This is a genomic window from Streptomyces sp. BPTC-684, from assembly GCF_030028635.1.
Lineage (GTDB): Bacteria > Actinomycetota > Actinomycetes > Streptomycetales > Streptomycetaceae > Streptomyces > Streptomyces noboritoensis.
Map to the genome: position 1 here is coordinate 3,976,755 of NZ_CP124863.1, position 17,841 is coordinate 3,994,595.

16 protein-coding genes and 1 pseudogene are annotated in these 17,841 nt (G+C 72.1%); 8 read left to right on the forward strand and 9 right to left on the reverse strand.

Going from position 1 to position 17,841, the window contains the following annotated elements:
• Window positions 1-132 precede the first annotated feature (132 nt).
• Window positions 133-777 (forward strand): helix-turn-helix domain-containing protein, encoded by a 645-nt coding sequence (locus tag QIY60_RS17525; protein ID WP_283143297.1) that lies wholly within the window; start codon window positions 133-135, stop codon window positions 775-777.
• A 56-nt stretch (window positions 778-833) separates the two neighbouring features.
• Window positions 834-1,622: a S16 family serine protease gene (locus QIY60_RS17530; RefSeq protein ID WP_283143298.1), complete on the forward strand. Its 789-nt coding sequence runs from the start codon at window positions 834-836 to the stop codon at window positions 1,620-1,622.
• A 131-nt stretch (window positions 1,623-1,753) separates the two neighbouring features.
• On the opposite strand, the pseudogene QIY60_RS17535 reads toward QIY60_RS17530, so the two are convergent.
• From QIY60_RS17535 to QIY60_RS17550, 4 genes and pseudogenes are all read right to left on the reverse strand, one after another.
• Window positions 1,754-3,067 (reverse strand): annotated as a pseudogene (locus QIY60_RS17535) (MFS transporter).
• Window positions 3,064-3,255, reverse strand: a complete 192-nt coding sequence (locus tag QIY60_RS17540; RefSeq protein WP_283143299.1) for a hypothetical protein — start codon at window positions 3,253-3,255, stop codon at window positions 3,064-3,066. The pseudogene QIY60_RS17535 and the gene QIY60_RS17540 overlap by 4 nt, the downstream one beginning before the upstream one ends.
• A gap of 34 nt (window positions 3,256-3,289) precedes the next feature.
• Window positions 3,290-3,913, reverse strand: coding sequence for a helix-turn-helix domain-containing protein (locus QIY60_RS17545; protein ID WP_283143300.1), 624 nt, complete (start codon window positions 3,911-3,913; stop codon window positions 3,290-3,292).
• A 90-nt stretch (window positions 3,914-4,003) separates the two neighbouring features.
• Complete coding sequence (locus QIY60_RS17550; RefSeq protein ID WP_283143301.1) at window positions 4,004-4,483, reverse strand: Lrp/AsnC family transcriptional regulator; 480 nt, start codon at window positions 4,481-4,483, stop codon at window positions 4,004-4,006.
• A 121-nt stretch (window positions 4,484-4,604) separates the two neighbouring features.
• Here QIY60_RS17550 and hppD point away from each other — a divergent pair, with 121 nt between their 5' ends.
• Window positions 4,605-5,750 carry a 4-hydroxyphenylpyruvate dioxygenase gene (hppD, locus tag QIY60_RS17555; protein WP_283143302.1) on the forward strand — a complete coding sequence of 382 codons (1,146 nt, stop codon included), beginning with the start codon at window positions 4,605-4,607 and terminating at the stop codon, window positions 5,748-5,750.
• A gap of 245 nt (window positions 5,751-5,995) precedes the next feature.
• Here the strand turns inward: hppD and QIY60_RS17560 are convergent, their stop codons facing one another.
• Entirely contained in the window at window positions 5,996-7,528 is a 1,533-nt protein-coding gene (locus tag QIY60_RS17560) for a hypothetical protein (protein ID WP_283143303.1), read from the reverse strand.
• Between the two features lie 97 nt (window positions 7,529-7,625).
• Here QIY60_RS17560 and QIY60_RS17565 point away from each other — a divergent pair, with 97 nt between their 5' ends.
• On the forward strand, window positions 7,626-9,035 hold the full coding sequence (locus QIY60_RS17565; RefSeq protein ID WP_283143304.1) for an FAD-linked oxidase C-terminal domain-containing protein: 1,410 nt from the start codon (window positions 7,626-7,628) through the stop codon (window positions 9,033-9,035).
• A 43-nt stretch (window positions 9,036-9,078) separates the two neighbouring features.
• Here the strand turns inward: QIY60_RS17565 and QIY60_RS17570 are convergent, their stop codons facing one another.
• Window positions 9,079-9,582 carry an SsgA family sporulation/cell division regulator gene (locus QIY60_RS17570; RefSeq protein WP_283143305.1) on the reverse strand — a complete coding sequence of 168 codons (504 nt, stop codon included), beginning with the start codon at window positions 9,580-9,582 and terminating at the stop codon, window positions 9,079-9,081.
• A 278-nt stretch (window positions 9,583-9,860) separates the two neighbouring features.
• On the opposite strand from QIY60_RS17570, the gene QIY60_RS17575 reads away from it, so the two are divergent.
• Together QIY60_RS17575 and QIY60_RS17580 are read left to right on the forward strand one after the other, a co-directional pair.
• Window positions 9,861-11,333, forward strand: coding sequence for an RDD family protein (locus tag QIY60_RS17575; protein ID WP_283143306.1), 1,473 nt, complete (start codon window positions 9,861-9,863; stop codon window positions 11,331-11,333).
• An 80-nt stretch (window positions 11,334-11,413) separates the two neighbouring features.
• Window positions 11,414-12,166, forward strand: a complete 753-nt coding sequence (locus QIY60_RS17580; protein ID WP_283143307.1) for an RDD family protein — start codon at window positions 11,414-11,416, stop codon at window positions 12,164-12,166.
• Between the two features lie 24 nt (window positions 12,167-12,190).
• Here the strand turns inward: QIY60_RS17580 and QIY60_RS17585 are convergent, their stop codons facing one another.
• The gene (locus QIY60_RS17585) at window positions 12,191-12,454 is read right to left on the reverse strand and encodes a hypothetical protein (protein ID WP_101388494.1); all 264 of its coding nucleotides are present in this window, start codon (window positions 12,452-12,454) and stop codon (window positions 12,191-12,193) included.
• A 402-nt stretch (window positions 12,455-12,856) separates the two neighbouring features.
• On the opposite strand from QIY60_RS17585, the gene QIY60_RS17590 reads away from it, so the two are divergent.
• Window positions 12,857-15,265 carry an immune inhibitor A domain-containing protein gene (locus QIY60_RS17590; protein ID WP_283143308.1) on the forward strand — a complete coding sequence of 803 codons (2,409 nt, stop codon included), beginning with the start codon at window positions 12,857-12,859 and terminating at the stop codon, window positions 15,263-15,265.
• 122 nt (window positions 15,266-15,387) lie between these two features.
• Entirely contained in the window at window positions 15,388-15,693 is a 306-nt protein-coding gene (locus tag QIY60_RS17595; RefSeq protein ID WP_283143309.1) for a hypothetical protein, read from the forward strand.
• A 101-nt stretch (window positions 15,694-15,794) separates the two neighbouring features.
• Here QIY60_RS17595 and QIY60_RS17600 read toward each other — a convergent pair whose 3' ends face one another.
• The gene (locus QIY60_RS17600; RefSeq protein WP_283143310.1) at window positions 15,795-16,382 is read right to left on the reverse strand and encodes an isochorismatase family protein; all 588 of its coding nucleotides are present in this window, start codon (window positions 16,380-16,382) and stop codon (window positions 15,795-15,797) included.
• 100 nt (window positions 16,383-16,482) lie between these two features.
• The gene (locus QIY60_RS17605; RefSeq protein ID WP_283143311.1) at window positions 16,483-17,811 is read right to left on the reverse strand and encodes a nicotinate phosphoribosyltransferase; all 1,329 of its coding nucleotides are present in this window, start codon (window positions 17,809-17,811) and stop codon (window positions 16,483-16,485) included.
• Window positions 17,812-17,841: the final 30 nt, after the last annotated feature.

The window sequence follows — 17,841 nt, forward strand, 5'->3', positions numbered from 1 at the left end:
GCCCCGTGGCAGCGCCGCCGCGGAGCGCAGCCGGTGCCATGGCCTGCCGGCGGCCTCTGTGCGCGTCGCCGATGGGACCGGTGCCGCGATCCCGTGGGGAGCCGCCGCGACTCACCATAAGGAGTGGGCGTCGTGACCGCGGAGACCTCCCAGACGCTCGACCGGGGACTGCGTGTCCTCAAGCTGCTCGCCGACACCGACCACGGCCTGACCGTCACCGAGTTGTCCAACAAACTCGGCGTCAACCGGACGGTGGTCTACCGTCTGCTCGCCACACTGGAACAGCACGCTCTCGTACGACGTGATCTGGGCGGCCGCGCCCGGGTCGGACTCGGAGTGCTGCGGCTGGGCCGGCAGGTCCATCCCCTCGTACGGGAGGCGGCCCTGCCCGCGCTGCGCTCGCTCGCCGAGGACATCGGGGCGACCGCCCACCTCACGCTGGTCGACGGGGCCGACGCGCTCGCCGTCGCGGTCGTCGAACCGACGTGGACCGACTACCACGTGGCCTACCGGGCCGGGTTCCGCCACCCGCTCGACCGGGGCGCGGCGGGCCGCGCCATCCTCTCCGCCCGCCAGGCGGGCGGCCTCGTCGACCCCGGCTTCACCCTCACCCACGGCGAGCTGGAGGCGGGGGCGAGCGGCGCCGCCGCGCCGCTGGTCGGGATCACCGGGATAGAGGGAAGCGTGGGCGTGGTGATGCTCGCGGACGCGGTGCCGGAGCGGGTCGGCCCGAGGGTGGTGGACGCGGCGCGGGAGGTCGCGGACGCGCTGCGGTGAGCGGCCCGGGGCGGAGCCCCGGCAAGCCGGGGGGCACGCCCCGATACATTGGGTCCGTGCACCCCCGTCACTCACGCCTCCGCAACCTCGCCATCGGCTCGGCCCCCGTCGTCGCGCTGCTCGCCGTCGTCGGCTTCGCGCCGCTGCCGTTCTCGGTGGCGCAGCCGGGGCTGACCGCGAACGTGCTCGGGGACGACAAGGGCACCCCGGTGATCACCATCGAGGGCAGGCCCGCCCGGCACACCACCGGGCAGCTGCGGATGACGACCATCGAGGCGACCGGGCCGTCCGCCGACGTCGGGATCGCGGACGTGGTGCGCGCCTGGTTCCGTACCGACCAGGCCGTCATGCCCCGCGACTCGGTCTACCCGAGCGGCGGCAGCGACAAGGAGATCACCGAGCACAACCGGGCCGAGATGGAGGAGTCGCAGGACAGCGCCACCGCGGCCGCCCTGAACTACCTCCACCTCGGTCCGAAGCAGGTCAAGGTCACCCTCAACCTGGCCGACGTCGGCGGGCCCAGCGCCGGGCTGCTCTTCTCCCTCGGCATCGTCGACAAGCTCGACGGCAACGGTTCCGGCGGCGAGCTCACCGGCGGCCGCACGATCGCCGGTACGGGCACGATCGAGGCGGACGGCAGCGTGGGTGCGGTCGGCGGGGTGTCGCTCAAGACGCGGGCGGCTCGGCGGGACGGGGCGACCGTGTTCCTCGTGCCGAAGGCCGAGTGCTCGGACGCGAAGGCCGAGCTGCCGGGTGGGCTGCGGCTGATTCCCGTCACCACGCTGTCGGGGGCGGTTTCGGCCCTGAAGGCGCTGGATAAGGGCGGGGACGTTCCGAGCTGCTGAGCCTGCTTCGCTGGGCGGCTGTTGTTCGTCTGCGGGCCGGTGGGGGCTGGTCGCGCCCACGCGGCGGAGCCGCAAATGTCACAGCCCCGCGCCCCTAAAGGCAATGGGGGCCGCCGCACTCGTAAAGTTGCTCAGTGTGCGGTGCTTGCGCCCTCAAGCGTCAACTCGTCGCTCTTCTGTGGGAGTTCGGCCTCGTCCATCCCCCGCCACGCCGGAAACACCAGCGGGCTCAGCGTCGTCGCCAGGTACACCGCTCCCGCCGCCAGCAGCGCGCCCCGCGCCCCCGCCGCGTCCACCAGTAGGCCCGCGCCCAGGCCGCCGAGCGGCATCGCCAGTTCGCAGCCTGCTGTGAGCACGCCGGAGACCCTGCTGCGCAGTTCCTGGGGGACGCGTTCGTACGTCACCGTCGTCAGGATCGGGTTGAGCATGCCGCCCGCGAGGCCGCCGAGCGCCATCGTGGCGGCGAGCGGCAGCGCCGAGCCGGTCAGCGCGGCCACCACGAAGCGGGGCGCGCCCGCCAGGACGAAGGCGGCGGTGAACACCGCGCGCCTCGGGAACCGGTGGCCCACCGCGCCGTACAGCAGCGCGCCGAGCAGTCCGCCCGCGCCGAACGAGGCGGTGAGCAGGCCGAGTTGGGTGGCGCCGCCGAGTTCGCGCTCGGCGTGCACGGGCAGCAGGACGGCGTTCCAGCCCTGGTCGAGGCCGTTGGTGGCCATGACCATCACGGTGACCGCGAGCAGCAGCCGGGCGCGCAGCAAGAAGGCGTACGTCTCGCGGAGTTCGGACCGGTAGGTGGTCAGGGAGACCGGTGCCGCGTCCCGTACCGGCTCGGCCGCGCGGATGCCGCGAACGCCGAGGGCGACCAGGAGCGCGGACGTACCGAACGTCGCCGCGTCCAGGAGCAGCACGGACTCCGCGCCGACCAGCGCGATCAGCAGCCCGGCGAGCGCGGCGCCCGCCATCCTCGCGCCGCGCTGCACGGCGTCGAAGAGGCTGGCCGCGCGGGTCAGGGTCGTACCGGCGCGCTCGGCGAGGTCGGGGACCAGGACGTAACGGGCGGTCCGGCCGGGCGTGGCGGCCAGCCCTTCCAGCGCCATCAGCGCGCACAGCAGTCAGAAGTGGAGCGCGCCCGCGAAGTGGAGGAGCGGGATGGCTCCGACGGCGAACGCGCAGACCAGGTCGGAGCCCACGCTCACTCGGCGCCGGCCAAGGCGGTCGATGACCGGGCCCCCGACCAGTGCGGCCACCACGATCGGCAGGGTGGCGCAGAAGGCCACCACCCCGGCCCGCCCGGCGCTCCCGGTGGTCTCCAGAACGAACCACGGGACGCCGATCAGCGTCAGCGAACTTCCCGCGGTGGAAATGGTGTTGGCCGTCAGGACGGCGGCCAGTGGAGTGCGTGTACGTGCGCTCCGCTCCTCGGCGTGCCCCCCGTCGCCGCTCATGCGATACGGGTGCGGTGGCGGTGGCGCGCGGGGGGCTGGGCGAGGCGGGTGCCCAACTCGACCAGCTTCAGGCCGACTTGAGTGCGCATGCGGTGGCGGTCGCGCGGTATGAGGGCGTAGTCGGCGGCCTCCTTGCGGAGTTCGGCGGCGCGTATTTCGTGCAGGGTGAGGTGCGTGGAGGGCAGCATGGTGCGTGATCCCTTCGCTGCTCGTGGTTTGGGGTCAGTGGCTCTTGCGCGGGAACGAGTGCAGGTGGAAGCGGACCTGGGCGGTGTCCTCGGCCTCGGTGTGGGCGAGGTCGCGGTAGCTCTCGATGAGCTCGTGCGCCTTCTCGTTGAGCTCGCGCAGCTGCGCGACGGTCAGCCGGAGTGTGAAGTCGCTCATGTCCGAGTTGGCGGACCACTCGTCGGGCCAGTCGCTCGCGGTGCCCAGCCAGGTCGAGAGCTCCTGGGTGTGGATGGTCGCGATCTCGTGCTTGAAGAGGTCGGCGGCGCCGCGCACCTCGGGGTCGGGGTCGTGGTGCAGCTCCGCGGTGAAGCTGGTGCCGTCGTGGGCGGCTCGCCACCAGCGCTCGCGGCCCTTGCCGTGTCCGGGCGCGTCCTCGACGAAGCCGTGCGCGGCGAGCTGGCGCAGGTGGTAGCTGGTCGCGCCGCTCGACTCGCCGAGCCGTTCGCCCAGCTGGGAGGCGGTGGCCGGGCCGTCGTGCCGGAGTGCCGCCAGCAGGCGGATCCGCAGGGGGTGGGCCAGGCCCCGCAGGGAGCGCGCGTCGAGCGTGCGCTCGCGGGGCTCGCTCTTCGGGGTTTCAGGCGTCGGGGCTTCGGGCTTCGGGTCGTCGTGCTCGCTCATGACTCAACCGTAGACCTGCAAAGAAGTTGTTGCAAGGGTTTCTTTGCATCGAGCTCTTTGCAAGGAGTTCTTTGTGACTCGCGGCGGACTTCAGCCTCTGACGGAGTCCTCCGCCGCCTGCTCCACCAGCGGGATGATCCGCAGGGGGACGGGGTTCTCCATGACGATCGCCGTGGAGGCCCGGACGATGCCGTCGAAACCGACGACCCGGTCGATCACCCGCTGGAGGTCGGCGTTGGAGCGGGCCACCAGACGGCAGAGCATGTCGCCGTGCCCGGTGGTGGTGTGCAGCTCCAGGACCTCCGGCACGGTGGCCAAGTGCGCCCGTACGTCGGCGCCCTGGCCCTGTTTGATCTCCAGGGTCGCGAAGGCGGTCACCGGGTAGCCGAGCGCCGCCGGGTCGACGTCCGGGCCGAATCCCCGGATGACTCCGTTCGACTGAAGCCGGTCGAGCCGGGCCTGTACGGTGCCGCGCGCCACGCCGAGCCGACGGGACGCCTCAAGGACCCCGATGCGCGGCTCCCGCGCCAGGAGCACGATGAGCCGCCCGTCCAGATGATCGATCGCCATGAGCCTCTCCGGATGGTCACGATGTACAGAAAGAGGGTGGGGGTGGTCTCTCTGCTGAGCAGATTGCCCACCTCAAACACAAACTATTGCGCACCTTGCAGGACGGGGGGAGCCTGCCGCTATGACTGAGACCATCGATCACACCCCCGACACCGCCCGGCAGGCCGACCCCTTCCCGGTGAAGGGAATGGACGCGGTCGTCTTCGCCGTGGGCAACGCCAAGCAGGCCGCGCACTACTACTCGACCGCCTTCGGCATGAAGCTCGTCGCGTACTCCGGACCGGAGAACGGCAGCCGCGAGACCGCCTCGTACGTCCTGACCAACGGGTCCGCCCGTTTCGTGTTCACCTCCGTCATCAAGGCGTCCACCGACCACGGCCGCTTCCTGGCCGACCACGTGGCCGAGCACGGCGACGGCGTCGTCGACCTCGCCATCGAGGTGCCGGACGCGCGCGCGGCGTACAAGTACGCCACCGAGCACGGCGCGACCGGCCTCGCCGAGCCGTACGAGCTGAAGGACGAGCACGGCACGGTGGTCCTTGCGGCGATCGCCACGTACGGCAAGACCCGGCACACCCTGGTCGACCGGTCCGGCTACACCGGCCCGTACCTGCCCGGCTTCGTCGCCGCCGACCCGATGGTCGAGCCGCCTGCCAAGCGCACGTTCCAGGCGATCGACCACTGCGTCGGCAACGTCGAGCTCGGCAAGATGAACGAGTGGGTGGCGTTCTACAACAACGTCATGGGCTTCACGAACATGAAGGAGTTCGTGGGCGACGACATCGCGACCGAGTACAGCGCGCTGATGTCGAAGGTCGTCGCGGACGGCACGCTCAAGGTCAAGTTCCCGATCAACGAGCCCGCGATCGCGAAAAAGAAGTCGCAGATCGACGAGTACCTGGAGTTCTACGGGGGCGCGGGCGTCCAGCACATCGCGCTCGCCACGAACGACATCGTCTCGACGGTACGGGCGATGCGCGCCGCGGGCGTCGCCTTCCTGGACACGCCGGACTCGTACTACGACACGCTGGGCGAGTGGGCGGGCGAGACCCGGGTGCCCGTCGAGACCCTGCGCGAGCTGAAGATCCTCGTGGACCGGGACGAGGACGGCTACCTCCTCCAGATCTTCACGAAGCCGGTGCAGGACCGGCCGACGGTCTTCTTCGAAATGATCGAGCGGCACGGTTCGATGGGCTTCGGCAAGGGCAACTTCAAGGCGCTCTTCGAGGCGATCGAGCGGGAGCAGGAGAAGCGGGGCAATCTGTGACCTTGCCGTGCGGGCACGGTAGTTGAGTTACGGTCGAGATCCTGCGGCCCCACGGACCTGACCTGTGGGGCCGCAGCCGTTTTTGCCCGGAGTTTGTCCGCGGGCCGGTGGTGGGCTGGTCGCGCAGTTCCCCGCGCCCCTAAAGATGCGCCCCTTCGGGGCGCCCAGGGGATTGCCGCGCAGCGGCATCTAAGGGGCGCGGGGAACTGCGCGACCAGCCCCCACCCACCCGCAGACGAACGGGGTTACTGCTTACGCTTGCGAGGGCTGGCCGAGCCCGTCGGCGGATCCGGCACGTAGCCGTACACGTCCTTCGGGCCGCCCTCCGCCGGCTCCCCCAACCCCTCCAGCCCCTCCCGCGCCTTCGGCACCAGCAACGGCGAGAAGTACGGATTCGTCCGCAGCGCCTCCTCCAGATCGCGCCGAGCCGGACCGGACTGCCCGAGCTCCCGCTCCAGCACCCCCCGGTGATAGGAGAACAGCGCGCTCCGACCCCCCTTCTCCGCCGCCTGCTTCGCGAACACGAGCCCCTCCTCCGACTCCCCGGTCCGGTACAGCGCCCACCCCAGCGCATCCGCCACCGCCGCGCTCGGCGCCCGCCGCCACTGGGCGCGCAGCCGCGCCACCGCCGACTCCGGCGCGCCGTGGTCCGCCTCGAAGCGGCCGAGGACGAGCGCGTCGCTCACCCCGTGCCCGTCGTCCGAGGCGGCCCGCGCGCGCAGCCGCGCGTACTGGGCGTCGGCGTCCGCGCCGAGCCCGAGCGACTCGTACAACTCGCCCAGTTCAAGGAGGTATTCGGGGCGGGGCTGGTGCGCGACCGCCGCCGCGTAGTCATGGCGGGCGGCGGTCGTACGGCCGAGCGCCAGCTCCGCCCGTGCCTTGCCCGCCAGCGCCGCGTGCCCGCCCGGATCCGTGCGCAGCGCCGCCGAGTGCTGCGCGAGCGCCTCCGCCGGCTCGCCCCGGTCCCACGCCAGGTCGCCCAACTGCCGCAGGCAGTCCGCCTTCTGGACCGGCGTCGTGGCGTACGCGGCCGCCTCGGCCAGCGTCGCCGCCGCGTCCTCGCGCCAGCCCCGCTCCCGGTACACCGCCCCCGCCTCGGCCAGCGCCACCGAGCCGCCGCGCAGATCGAGCAGCTGCTCCACCGACCTGCTCGCGCCCTTGAGGTCGCCCAGGCCCCCGTACGCGTCGATCAGCACCGGATACACCGTCCAGCGCTTGGGATCGCGCCGCCGGACCTCCTCGGCCAGCGTCCGCGCGGCCCCGTAGTCGTGCCGCGCGTTGGCGAGCGCCGCCAGGCCGAGCTGCGCGTCCGCGTTGCCCCGCGCGGCCGGCCGGACCGCCAGCGAGCGGCGCAGGGCCCACTCGGCGCGCGGAAAGTACGAGGAGTCCGCCGCCCGCAGCCCGCGCCCCAGATAGGCGGAGCCGAGCACCGCCCAGGACGCGTCGTCCGAGGGGTGCGTGCGCACCCACGCCCGCCGGTCCGCGATCAGCGCGGTCAGATCGGCGGCCGCCGCGGGCGCCCCCGCCCCGACGGCCGTCAGCGCCCGCGCGGCCGGTCCCGGCGCGGGCGGCGGCGCGTCCTGGCCGCCGCCGATCCGGGTCTGCGGCAGGACCACGAGGACCCCGGCGGTCAGCAGCGCGGCCACCGCCGCGCCGATCATCGTGCGGCGCGCGGTGCGGGCGGGCGGCGGCCCGGCCGGCTCCAGCGGCGTCGGCCGCGCCGGCGGCGGCAGCGTCAGGGTCCGCCGGTGCGGCGGCCATTCGTCTTCGGTCTCCATGGCGATCACTGTGCGTCCATAAGAAGAGCACATGCCGTCCGCGCCCGCCGGACCGCGCGGGGTTCACACCGATGGCCCCGGGTGCCACGCTGGGATCATGAACGATGGAGCCGAGCCCGTCGCCCCGCCCGCCCCCGAGCCGGGCGTCCTCCTCGAACGGCTGCGCGCGGGCCTGCCCGCCGACGCGCTGATCACCGACCCGGACGTCACCGCCTCCTACGCCCACGACATGGCGAGCTTCTGCGCCGCCGGGGCCCCGGCCGTGGTCGTCCTGCCGCGTACGGTCGAGCAGGTCCAGCACATCATGCGCACCGCCACCGAGCTGCGCGTCCCGGTCGTGCCGCAGGGCGCCCGCACCGGCCTGTCCGGCGGCGCCAACGCGACCGAGGGCTGCGTCGTGCTGTCCCTCGTCCGGATGGACCGCATCCTGGAGATCAGCCCGGTCGACCGGGTCGCGGTCGTCGAGCCCGGCGTCGTCAACGCCGTGCTCTCCCGGAAAGTCATGGAACACGGGCTCTACTACCCGCCGGATCCGTCCAGTTGGGAGCAGTGCACCATCGGCGGGAACATCGGCACCGCGTCCGGCGGGCTGTGCTGTGTGAAGTACGGGGTGACCGCCGAGTACGTCCTCGGGCTCGACGTCGTCCTCGCCGACGGCCGCCTCCTGGAGACCGGCCGCCGCACCGCCAAGGGCGTCGCCGGATACGACCTGACCCGGCTCTTCGTCGGCTCCGAGGGCAGCCTCGGCATCGTGGTCAAGGCCGTCCTGGCGCTGCGGCCCGCACCGCCCGAGCAGCTGGTGCTCGCCGCCGAGTTCCCCTCCGCGGCCGCCGCCTGCGAAGCGGTCTGCGCGATCATGGAGCGCGGCCACACGCCGTCGCTGCTCGAACTCATGGACCGTACGACCGTACGGGCCGTCAACCGCATGGCCCACATGGGTCTGCCGGACAGCACCGAAGCGCTGCTGCTCGCCGCCTTCGACACCCCCGACCCCGCCGCCGACCTGGTCGCCGTGGGGGAGCTGTGCACCGCCGCCGGAGCCGTCCAGGTGGTCCCGGCCGAGTCGGCCGCCGAGTCCGAACTGCTGCTCCAGGCGCGGCGGTTGGCGCTCACCGCGCTGGAGACCATCAAGCCGGCCACGATGATCGACGACGTCTGCGTCCCGCGCTCGCGGCTCGCCGCGATGCTGGAGGGGACCTCGGCGATCGCCGCCAAGTACGACCTGACCATCGGCGTCTGCGCGCACGCCGGGGACGGCAACACCCACCCGGTCGTCTGCTTCGACGCCGCCGACGAGGACGAGTCGAGGCGGGCCCGGGAGTCCTTCGACGAGATCATGGCGCTCGGTCTGGAGCTGGGCGGCACGATCACCGGCGAGCACGGCGTGGGCGTGCTGAAGAAGGAGTGGCTGGCCCGCGAACTCGGCCCGGTGGGCGTGGAGATGCAGCGCGCGGTCAAGCGGACCTTCGACCCGCTGGGCCTGCTGAACCCCGGCAAGCTGTTCTGAACAACCGTTACTCCTGTGTCCTGTACGTCTGTGGCCTCTCCCGTCACGCACCTTCCTCCGGCCGCGACTCGTCCGAGGGCCACGGGTCGTTCAGGTACAGCTCCTCGGCACGGCTGCGGCCGGGCGTGCGGCCGGTCGTGGGCGCGAGCAGCTCGGCGAGGCCGTCGTCGATGCCGAGCTGCTCGGTCTCAGAACCCGGGGGGACCACCCGCAGGGTCCGCTCCAGCCACGCCGACACCTGGGCGGACGGCGCCTCCAGGAGCGCGTCGCCGTCCGGCGAGCTGAGCGCCATCAGGATCACGCTGCGCCCGTCCACCTTGGTGGGCCAGATCCGGACGTCGCCGTGGCCGCACGGCCGGAACACCCCCTCGACGAGCAGCTCACGCGCGAACGTCCAGTTGACGGGGTGATCGGAGCCGATGTGGAAGGTGATGTGCACGGCGTACGGGTCGTCCGTGCGATAGGCCAGCCGGGCCGGGACCGGGATGCTGCGCTCCGGCGACAGCACGAGTTTGAGTTCCAGCTCGCGTTCCACCACGGTGTGCATGACAGTGCCTTTCCTCTCCGCGTACGGGCCCGGGATCGGGCCGCACCAGGTGAGAGCGGGGTACGGCGCTGCTATGACGCGACTTCCGGAAAATTTTTCCGGCGGCCTGGGAAACGGCCCGGACGGGGGGTTCCGGGCCCGGTCCACGGGCGGGTGAGGGGCGCCTCCAGGTTGACCGGATAGTGGTCGGTACCGAAGGACCCGCCCGGGGGCGGTCGCCCGTCTGGTAGATGTGGACCCCTGTATTGACGAGGCCCACGAGCAGATACGGGACCGTGATGAGCGCCCCCACCCCGGCTACCGGAGACGGAACCCCCGCTTCCGGCTTCTACCCCGATCCGTCCATCCCCGGATATGTCCGGTACTGGAACGGCGCCGCCTGGGTGCCCGGTACGAGCCGGCCCGCCCCGGCCGAGGGCGAAGCCATGCCCGTGCCGCCGGCCGGCGCGGCCCCGGCGGCGCCCGCCCTCGCCTCGGCCCCGCCGACGCCGGTGCCGTCGCCCGCCCCCGCCGTCGAGGAGACGGGCCCCGTCTTCCTCGACGAGCCCGAGCCCGCCCCCCTCCACGGCAGCCGCCCCGACCCGGCCCCGGCCTGGCAGGCCGACGCCTCCCACCAGTCGGGCTTCGGCGACGACGCGGCGCGGCGGGTCTTGTGGGGTCAGCCGGGGGATCCGGCGCCGGGGCAGGGGCCCCAGCCGCTTCCCGCGCAGCCGCTTTCCCCGCAACCGCTTCCCGCTCAGCCCGAGGCCGGGCGGCCGCAGCCGCTGCCCGCCGGGTCGGCGTCCGAGCGGTCCGGGGCGGCTCTGCCGTTGCCCGCCGACCCGGCCCCCGTCCCGCCGGGCCAGGGGTTCGGCCGGGCCCCGTCGGGGGCGCCGGTGCAGTCGCTGCCCGCTCAGCCGTTGCCCGGCCGGCAGCGGCCGGGGGACCCGCGCGTCGGGGGCGACCCGCGCGTGGCCGACCCGCGCCGGGGCGAGCCGCAGGGCCCGGCGGCCGCCCGGGCCGCGCTGCCCTCGGCGCCGGTCGCCCCGCAGCCCGCGCCCGTACAACAGCAGCACTCCGTACCCCAGCAGCCCGCTCCCGTACAGCAGCAGGCCGCCGCGCCCTCCTCGCCCGTCACCACCGGGTCCGGCGGGGGCTCCGCGTCCTGGGCGCAGCAGGTGCACCAGCTGGCGCGGCCCGAGGAGCGGTCGGGGCCCGGGGAGCCCGTGGTGCCGTGGAAGCCGCCCGTGGAGGACCCGTTCCTGCGGGCCGCGCGGGCCCAGGCGGCGGCCAGGCCCGCCGGTCTCGGGCGGCGGCTCGCCGCCCGGCTCGTGGACACCGTGGTGCTCGGCGGGGCCGTCGCCGCTCTCGCCGTGCCGCTCTGGATCAAGGGCGCGGACCACATCCAGGCGAAGATCGACGCCGCGAAGCTGTCCGGCGAGACGGTGACGGTCTACCTCCTGGACGGCACCACCGGCGGCTACCTCGCCATCGTGCTCGGCGCCTTCCTGCTCCTCGGCGTGCTCTACGAGGCGCTGCCCACCGCCAAGTGGGGCCGCACGCTGGGCAAGCGGCTGCTGCGGGTCCAGGTGCGCGGCATCGAGTCGCACGAGCCGCCGGCCTTCGGCGCGGCCCTGCGCCGCTGGCTGGTCTACGGAGTCCTCGGCGTGCTCGCCGTCGGCGTGGTCAACGTCGTGTGGTGCCTGTTCGACCGCCCGTGGCGCCAGTGCTGGCACGACAAGGCGGCCCGCACCTTCGTCGCGGGCACCTGACGCCGGGTCCGGGCGGCGGGGGTACCCCGAACGGGCCCCGTACCGTTGCGGGGCCCCGCCCCGCGCGGTGCACTGCGGACATGAGCAACGAACCGCCGCCCGGCGAGCGGCCCGAGGACGACCCGTTCCTCAAGAAGCCGTCCGAGCCCCCCGGCTGGAGCCAGGGCCCGCCCCCCGGAGGCGGCCCACCTCCGGGCAGCGGCACCCCTCCCCCCGGCGGCGGTCCGTACGGAAGCCCTCCCCCCGGAGGCCCCTACGGCGCACCGCCCCCCGGTTCGCCCTATGGCAGCACCCCGCCGCCGTACGACCCGTACGGCGGGGGAAACCAGTACGGCGGTCCCGACCCCCTCAGCGGGATGCCGCCGCTCGCCGACTTCGGGCGGCGCCTGCTCGCCCGCATCATCGACGCCCTGCTGATCGCGATCCCGCTCGGCCTCCTTGAATGGGCGACCTCGGACCGCTGGGTGTACGAGACGAGGAGCGGCGAGGACGCCTCCGACGTCATCGGCCGCGCGTACAGCGGCAGCGGTCTCGCCTGGAACCTCATCGGCATCGTGGCGTACCTCGCGTACGACACCATCATGCTGAAGCGGGACGGTCAGACGGTCGGCAAGAAGCTGCTGAACCTGCGGGTCGCGATGCTCAACGACGGCAGCGTGCCCACCACCAGCGCGGCCCTGACCCGCACGGCCGTCCTCTGGCTGCCCGCCCTGCTGTGCTGTCCGTGTCTGTGGCAGATCGTCCTCATCATCACGATCCTCACGGACAAGCCCTACAAACAGGGCCTGCACGACAAGGCCGGGAAGACGGTGGTGGTCTCGACCGCCCCCTGACCCGAGGTCGGCCGGTGCGGAACGTCAGCTCCGTACCGAGTCGGCCGGTACGCGCACTCCCGGCTCGGCGCTCTCCCCGACGGCGGCGGCGCGGTTCGTACGAACCGTGCGCGCCGCTTTCGGCATGGGGACCGTCACGGCGACCAGCAGTCCGAGCAGGAGCGCGGCGAGCACTATCACTCCCACCCCGACACCCGATTCGGTCTGGGAGAGCAGAATCATGGCTACGGTCGAGAAGACGACGGTGGCCGAACCGTAGGCGAGCTGTGCTGCAGTCGGACGCGGCATGGCGGTATCCGTCCTCGGGGGCAGGCATCGGATGGGGGCGGGTCTCTCGACCGGGCAACCGGATCGCACTGTCAAGCGACTCTACGACGGTGCTTGCCCTCGCGGAACGGGTGGTAAGCGTGACCTAACCCACGGTGCCGGAGCACAGGGGGCGCACGGAGTCATTCCGCGTTCCGACAGGTGGGACAGGCGCACCCGATGTCCGGGTTGGGTAGCACATCGGAAGCGTTCGGATACCGGAACTACCGCTCTGCATAATGTAATTGCCTGACCTAAGTCAAGATCTGTCTTTTCTTTGGCAACTCCGGTCCAATGTCGTCACTTGAGACGCGTGCCGCGCACCGGAGACCAGACCCCTCACCCCCGGTCCGTGCCTGCGGCCGCGGGGGAGGACATCATCAAGTGACCAGCAACAGACGAGCGGTCAGAGCTGCCGCCGTACTCGTGGCCATGGCCACGACCGGCGCGATAGGCTCCGCGTTCGCCACCGCCCAGGCCGACAGCAAGGCCCCGGCCCCCGTCGAGCGGCGGGACCCGGGCGCCGGCTCGGCCAAGCACATCGACGACATTCCGGGCCCGTTCACCAAGCAGCGGGAGCTGCAGCGCCAGGCGGCGCTGCAGAAGGTCATCTCGGGCGACAAGAAGGTGCAGCAGCGCGGCGCCTCCAAGGTCGTCCAGCTCGACGACAAGAAGTACGTCGAGCTCGGCCGGGAGAAGACCGACAAGATCTTCACGATCCTGGTGGACTTCGGGGACCAGGTCGACAGCACGACCATGTTCGACCCGGACGGCCCGGCCGGCCCCAAGCCGCCGGTCGTCAAGTACGGGGGCGACCCCGGCCCGGCGCACAACACCATCAAGCAGCCGGACCGCACGAAGGACAACTCCACCGCCTGGCAGAAGGACTACAGCCGGCAGCACTTCCAGGACCTGTACTTCGGGACCGGCAAGAACGCCGACGGCACCCAGAAGCACTCCCTGAAGACGTACTACGAGAAGACCTCCTCGGGCCGCTACTCGGTCGACGGCACGGTCACGGACTGGGTCCGCGTCCCGGCCAACGAGGCCCGCTACGGCTCGAACTACTGCGGCGCCACCAACTGCTCCAACGTGATGGACCTGGTCCGCGACGGCGTCAACGCCTGGGCCGCGGACCAGAAGGCCAAGGGCCAGACCACCGAGCAGATCAAGGCGGCCCTGGCGCAGTACGACCAGTGGGACCGCAACGACTTCGACAACGACGGCAACTTCAACGAGCCCGACGGCTACATCGACCACTTCCAGATCGTCCACGCGGGCGAGGACGAGTCGGCCGGCGGCGGCGCGCAGGGCACCAACGCCCTGTGGGCGCACCGCTCGTACGCCTACGGCACGGACGCGGGCAAGACCGGCCCGGCCAACAACAAGGCCGGCGGCACGCAGATCGCCGACACCGGCGTCTGGGTCGGCGACTACACGATGCAGCCGGAGAACGGCGGCCTCGGCGTCTTCGCCCACGAGTACGGCCACGACCTCGGTCTGCCGGACCTCTACGACACCACCAACCAGGCCGAGAACTCGGTCGGCTTCTGGTCCCTGATGTCGGCCGGCTCCTGGCTGGGCACCGGCAAGGACTCGATCGGCGACATGCCGGGCGACATGACCGCCTGGGACAAGCTCCAGCTGGGCTGGCTCAACTACGCCACGGCCAAGGCCGCGACGCGCTCCACCACCAAGCTGGGCGTCTCGGAGTACAACACCAACGACAAGCAGGCGCTCGTCGTCGAGCTGCCGAAGAAGGCCGTCACCACCACCGTCGTGAAGCCCGCCGAGGGCACCAAGCAGTGGTGGAGCGGGATGGGTGACAACCTCAACAACACCCTGACCCGCCCGGTCGACCTGACCGGCAAGTCCAAGGCCTCCCTGGACCTGTCCGGCTGGTGGGACATCGAGCTGGACTACGACTTCCTGTACGCCGAGGCCTCCACGGACGGCGGCGCCACCTGGACCGCGCTCGACGGCACCGCCGACGGCAAGCCGATCAGCCGCGACCCCAGCGACAAGCCGGCCCTGACCGACGTGTCGGGCGCGTACAAGAAGCTCTCGTACAACCTGGACGCCTTCGCGGGCAAGAAGATCGACCTCCGCTTCCGCTACCAGACGGACGGCGGCGCGGGCGGCAAGGGCTTCACCGCCGACGCGATCTCCGTGAACGCCGACGGCGCCGCGCTCTTCACCGACGGCGGCGAGGGCGACGACAACGGCTGGACCTCGAAGAACTTCTCCCGCATCGGCGAGTCGTTCACCAAGGACTACCCGCAGTACTACATCGCGGAGAACCGCCAGTACGTGTCGTACGACCAGACCCTCAAGGTCGGCCCGTACAACTTCGGCTTCGCCAAGACCCGCCCGAGCTGGGTCGAGCACTACGCGTACACGCCGGGTCTGCTCATCTGGCTGTGGGACCTGTCCCAGAAGGACAACAACGTCTCGGTCCACCCGGGCCAGGGCCAGATCCTGCCGATCGACGCTCACGCCAAGCCGCTGAAGTGGGCCGACGGCACGCTGATGCGCAACAAGATCACGCCGTTCGACGCGACCTTCGGCTTCTACCCGACGAACGCGCTCACCCTGCACAAGGCCGACGTGGCGACCACCATCCGCCCGCAGGCCGGTGTCCCGATCTTCGACGACCACCGGGGCACCTACTGGTACAAGGAGAACCCCACGGGAAGCGTGCAGGTTCCTGACACCAACACCCGGATCTCCATCGTCCAGCAGCCCAAGGACGGCTCGACGATCACCGTGAAGGTTGGTCCGTCGACCAAGTAGTTCTCAAAACCGCAGGTCAAAACATGATCGGCCGTCGCCCTCTAGCGGGCGGCGGCCGATCGTGTTTAGGTGCGTCCTACGAGTCCTTATTGACACGACGTCTCACGGGGGAGCGGTACGCCATGCCCGGCGGAGGATTTTGCAAGCTGCCGAACGGCAGCGTCGTCGTCGCGCTCACCTTGCCCAGCCCCGCCGGGGACGGCCGCAAGGTGCGCGTCCTGGTCCACGCGGCCAACCGGGCCCGCGCCCTGACCCGGCTGCGGAACCTGGGCCTGCGCGCGGTCTATCTGCGCGGCAACACCGAGCCGCCCACGCCGGACGAGATCACGGCGGTCCTCCACCACCCGGACGGCCTCCTGTGGCGCACCGCGCCGCACCCGGAGGCCGAGGAGCTCTGGCACCCGATACGGGCGCTGCTGCGGCCGTGAGGGGCGCTTTTTCAGGGGCGCCCGTGAGGGCGCTTTAGGGGCGCGGGGAACTGCGCGACCAGCCCCCACCGGCCCGCGGTGAAGACACAACGTGACCTCGGTCAACACACCGGCTTACCCGACAGCTCCGCGCCAGCGACCCGCATCTCCTCGATCGCCCGAGCGGTCGTCTCCTCGGAGACACCGGCGGTCAGATCGAGCAGAACATGCGTGGCAAAGCCCGCCCGCACCGCATCCAGCGCAGTCGCCCGCACGCAGTGGTCCGTGGCGATCCCGACCACGTCGACCTCCGTGACGTCCCGGTCCCGCAGCCAGTTCACCAGCCACACCCCGTTCTCGTCGCGCCCCTCGAAGCCGCTGTACGCGGCCGCGTGGGCGCCCTTGTCGAAGACCGCGTCTATGGCGCCGCAGGCGACCGCCGGGGCGAAGTTCGGGTGGAAGCCCACGCCCTCCGTCCCGGCCACGCAGTGCACCGGCCAGGAGTGCACGAAGTCCGGCTGCGGCGAGAAGTGCGGGCCCGGGTCGATGTGGTGGTCGCGGGTGGCCACCACATGGCGGTACACGGACCCGGCGGCCTGGCCGATCAGGTCGGTGATGGCAGCGGCGACGTCGGAGCCACCCGTGACCGCGAGGCTGCCGCCCTCGCAGAAGTCGTTCTGAACGTCCACGACGATCAACGCGCGGTGCATGTCGGCTGTCCTTCGGTCAGGGGGCTGTTCTACGAGCGTAGAGATTCCAACCCCGGTACGGCAGGGGGCAATTGGGGTGCAAAGCCCCGGACGTACGGCATCACGCGTACTCCGTGGGCAGCACGGGCTCGCCCCGCGACAGCTGGATCGCGGACATCGGCAGCGCGCCGCGCGCCGCGATGTGCCGCTCCCGGGCGGTGTCCAGCGGCTCGCGGGCCACCACCACGCCGCCCTTGACCAGCTCGGCGAGGAGCTGCCGGGCGGCAAGATCGGACGGGATGGGGCCGGTGCCGACGACCTCGGCCTGAGCGATCCCGTCGGCGTCGGCGCGCCGGGCGGCCCACTTGCGGCCGCCGATCGACGTCTTGCCGCCCATCGACTTCTTCGCCACCGGCACCAGCGGGGCCTTGGGGTCCGCGCTCTGCGCGCGGGCGACCAGCTTGTAGACCATGGAGCAGGTGGGGTGCCCGCTGCCGGTGACCAGCTGGGTGCCGACGCCGTACGCGTCCACGGGCGCGGCCGCCAGCGAGGCGATGGCGTACTCGTCGAGGTCGGAGGTCACCACGATCTTCGTCTCGGTCGCGCCCAGCTCGTCGAGCTGCTGGCGCACCCGGTGGGCGATGAGCAGCAGGTCGCCGGAGTCGATCCGGACCGCGCCGAGCTCGGGGCCCGCGATCTCCACGGCGGTACGGACCGCCTCGGCCACGTCGTAGGTGTCCACCAGAAGGGTGGTGCCCCGGCCCAGCGAGTCCACCTGGGCCCGGAAGGCGTCCCGTTCGCTGTCGTGGAGCAGGGTGAAGGCGTGCGCGCTGGTGCCGACGGTGGGGATGCCGTACCGGAACCCGGCGGCCAGGTCCGAGGTGGTGGTGAAGCCGCCCACGTACGCGGCCCGGGCCGCGGCCACCGCGGCCAGCTCGTGGGTGCGCCGGGCGCCCATCTCGACCAGCGCCCGGCCGCCCGCGGCGGCGGACATCCGGGACGCGGCGGCGGCGATCGCCGAGTCGTGGTTGAGGATCGACAGGATCACGGTCTCCAGGAGCACGCACTCCGCGAAGGAGCCCTCGACCCGCAGGATCGGCGAGCCGGGGAAGTAGACCTCGCCCTCGGGGTAGCCCCAGATGTCGCCCGAGAAGCGGTACGAGGCCAGCCACTGGAGGGTCGGCTCGTCGACGATCCGGCGCTCGCGCAGGAAGCCGAGGACTCCCGCGTCGAAGCGGAAGTTCTCCACGGCGTCCAGGACCCGGCCGGTCCCGGCCACCACGCCGTAGCGGCGTCCGTCCGGCAGCCGCCGGGTGAAGACCTCGAAGACCGACCGCCGGTCGGCCGTCCCGGCGCGCAGCGCCGCCTGGAGCATGGTCAGCTCGTACTGGTCCGTGAAGAGCGCGGTCGACGGCACGTCCACCGGCAGCCCAAGGTCCGCAGGGTTCATAGGTCGGATGCTACCCCTCTTCGCGTCAGA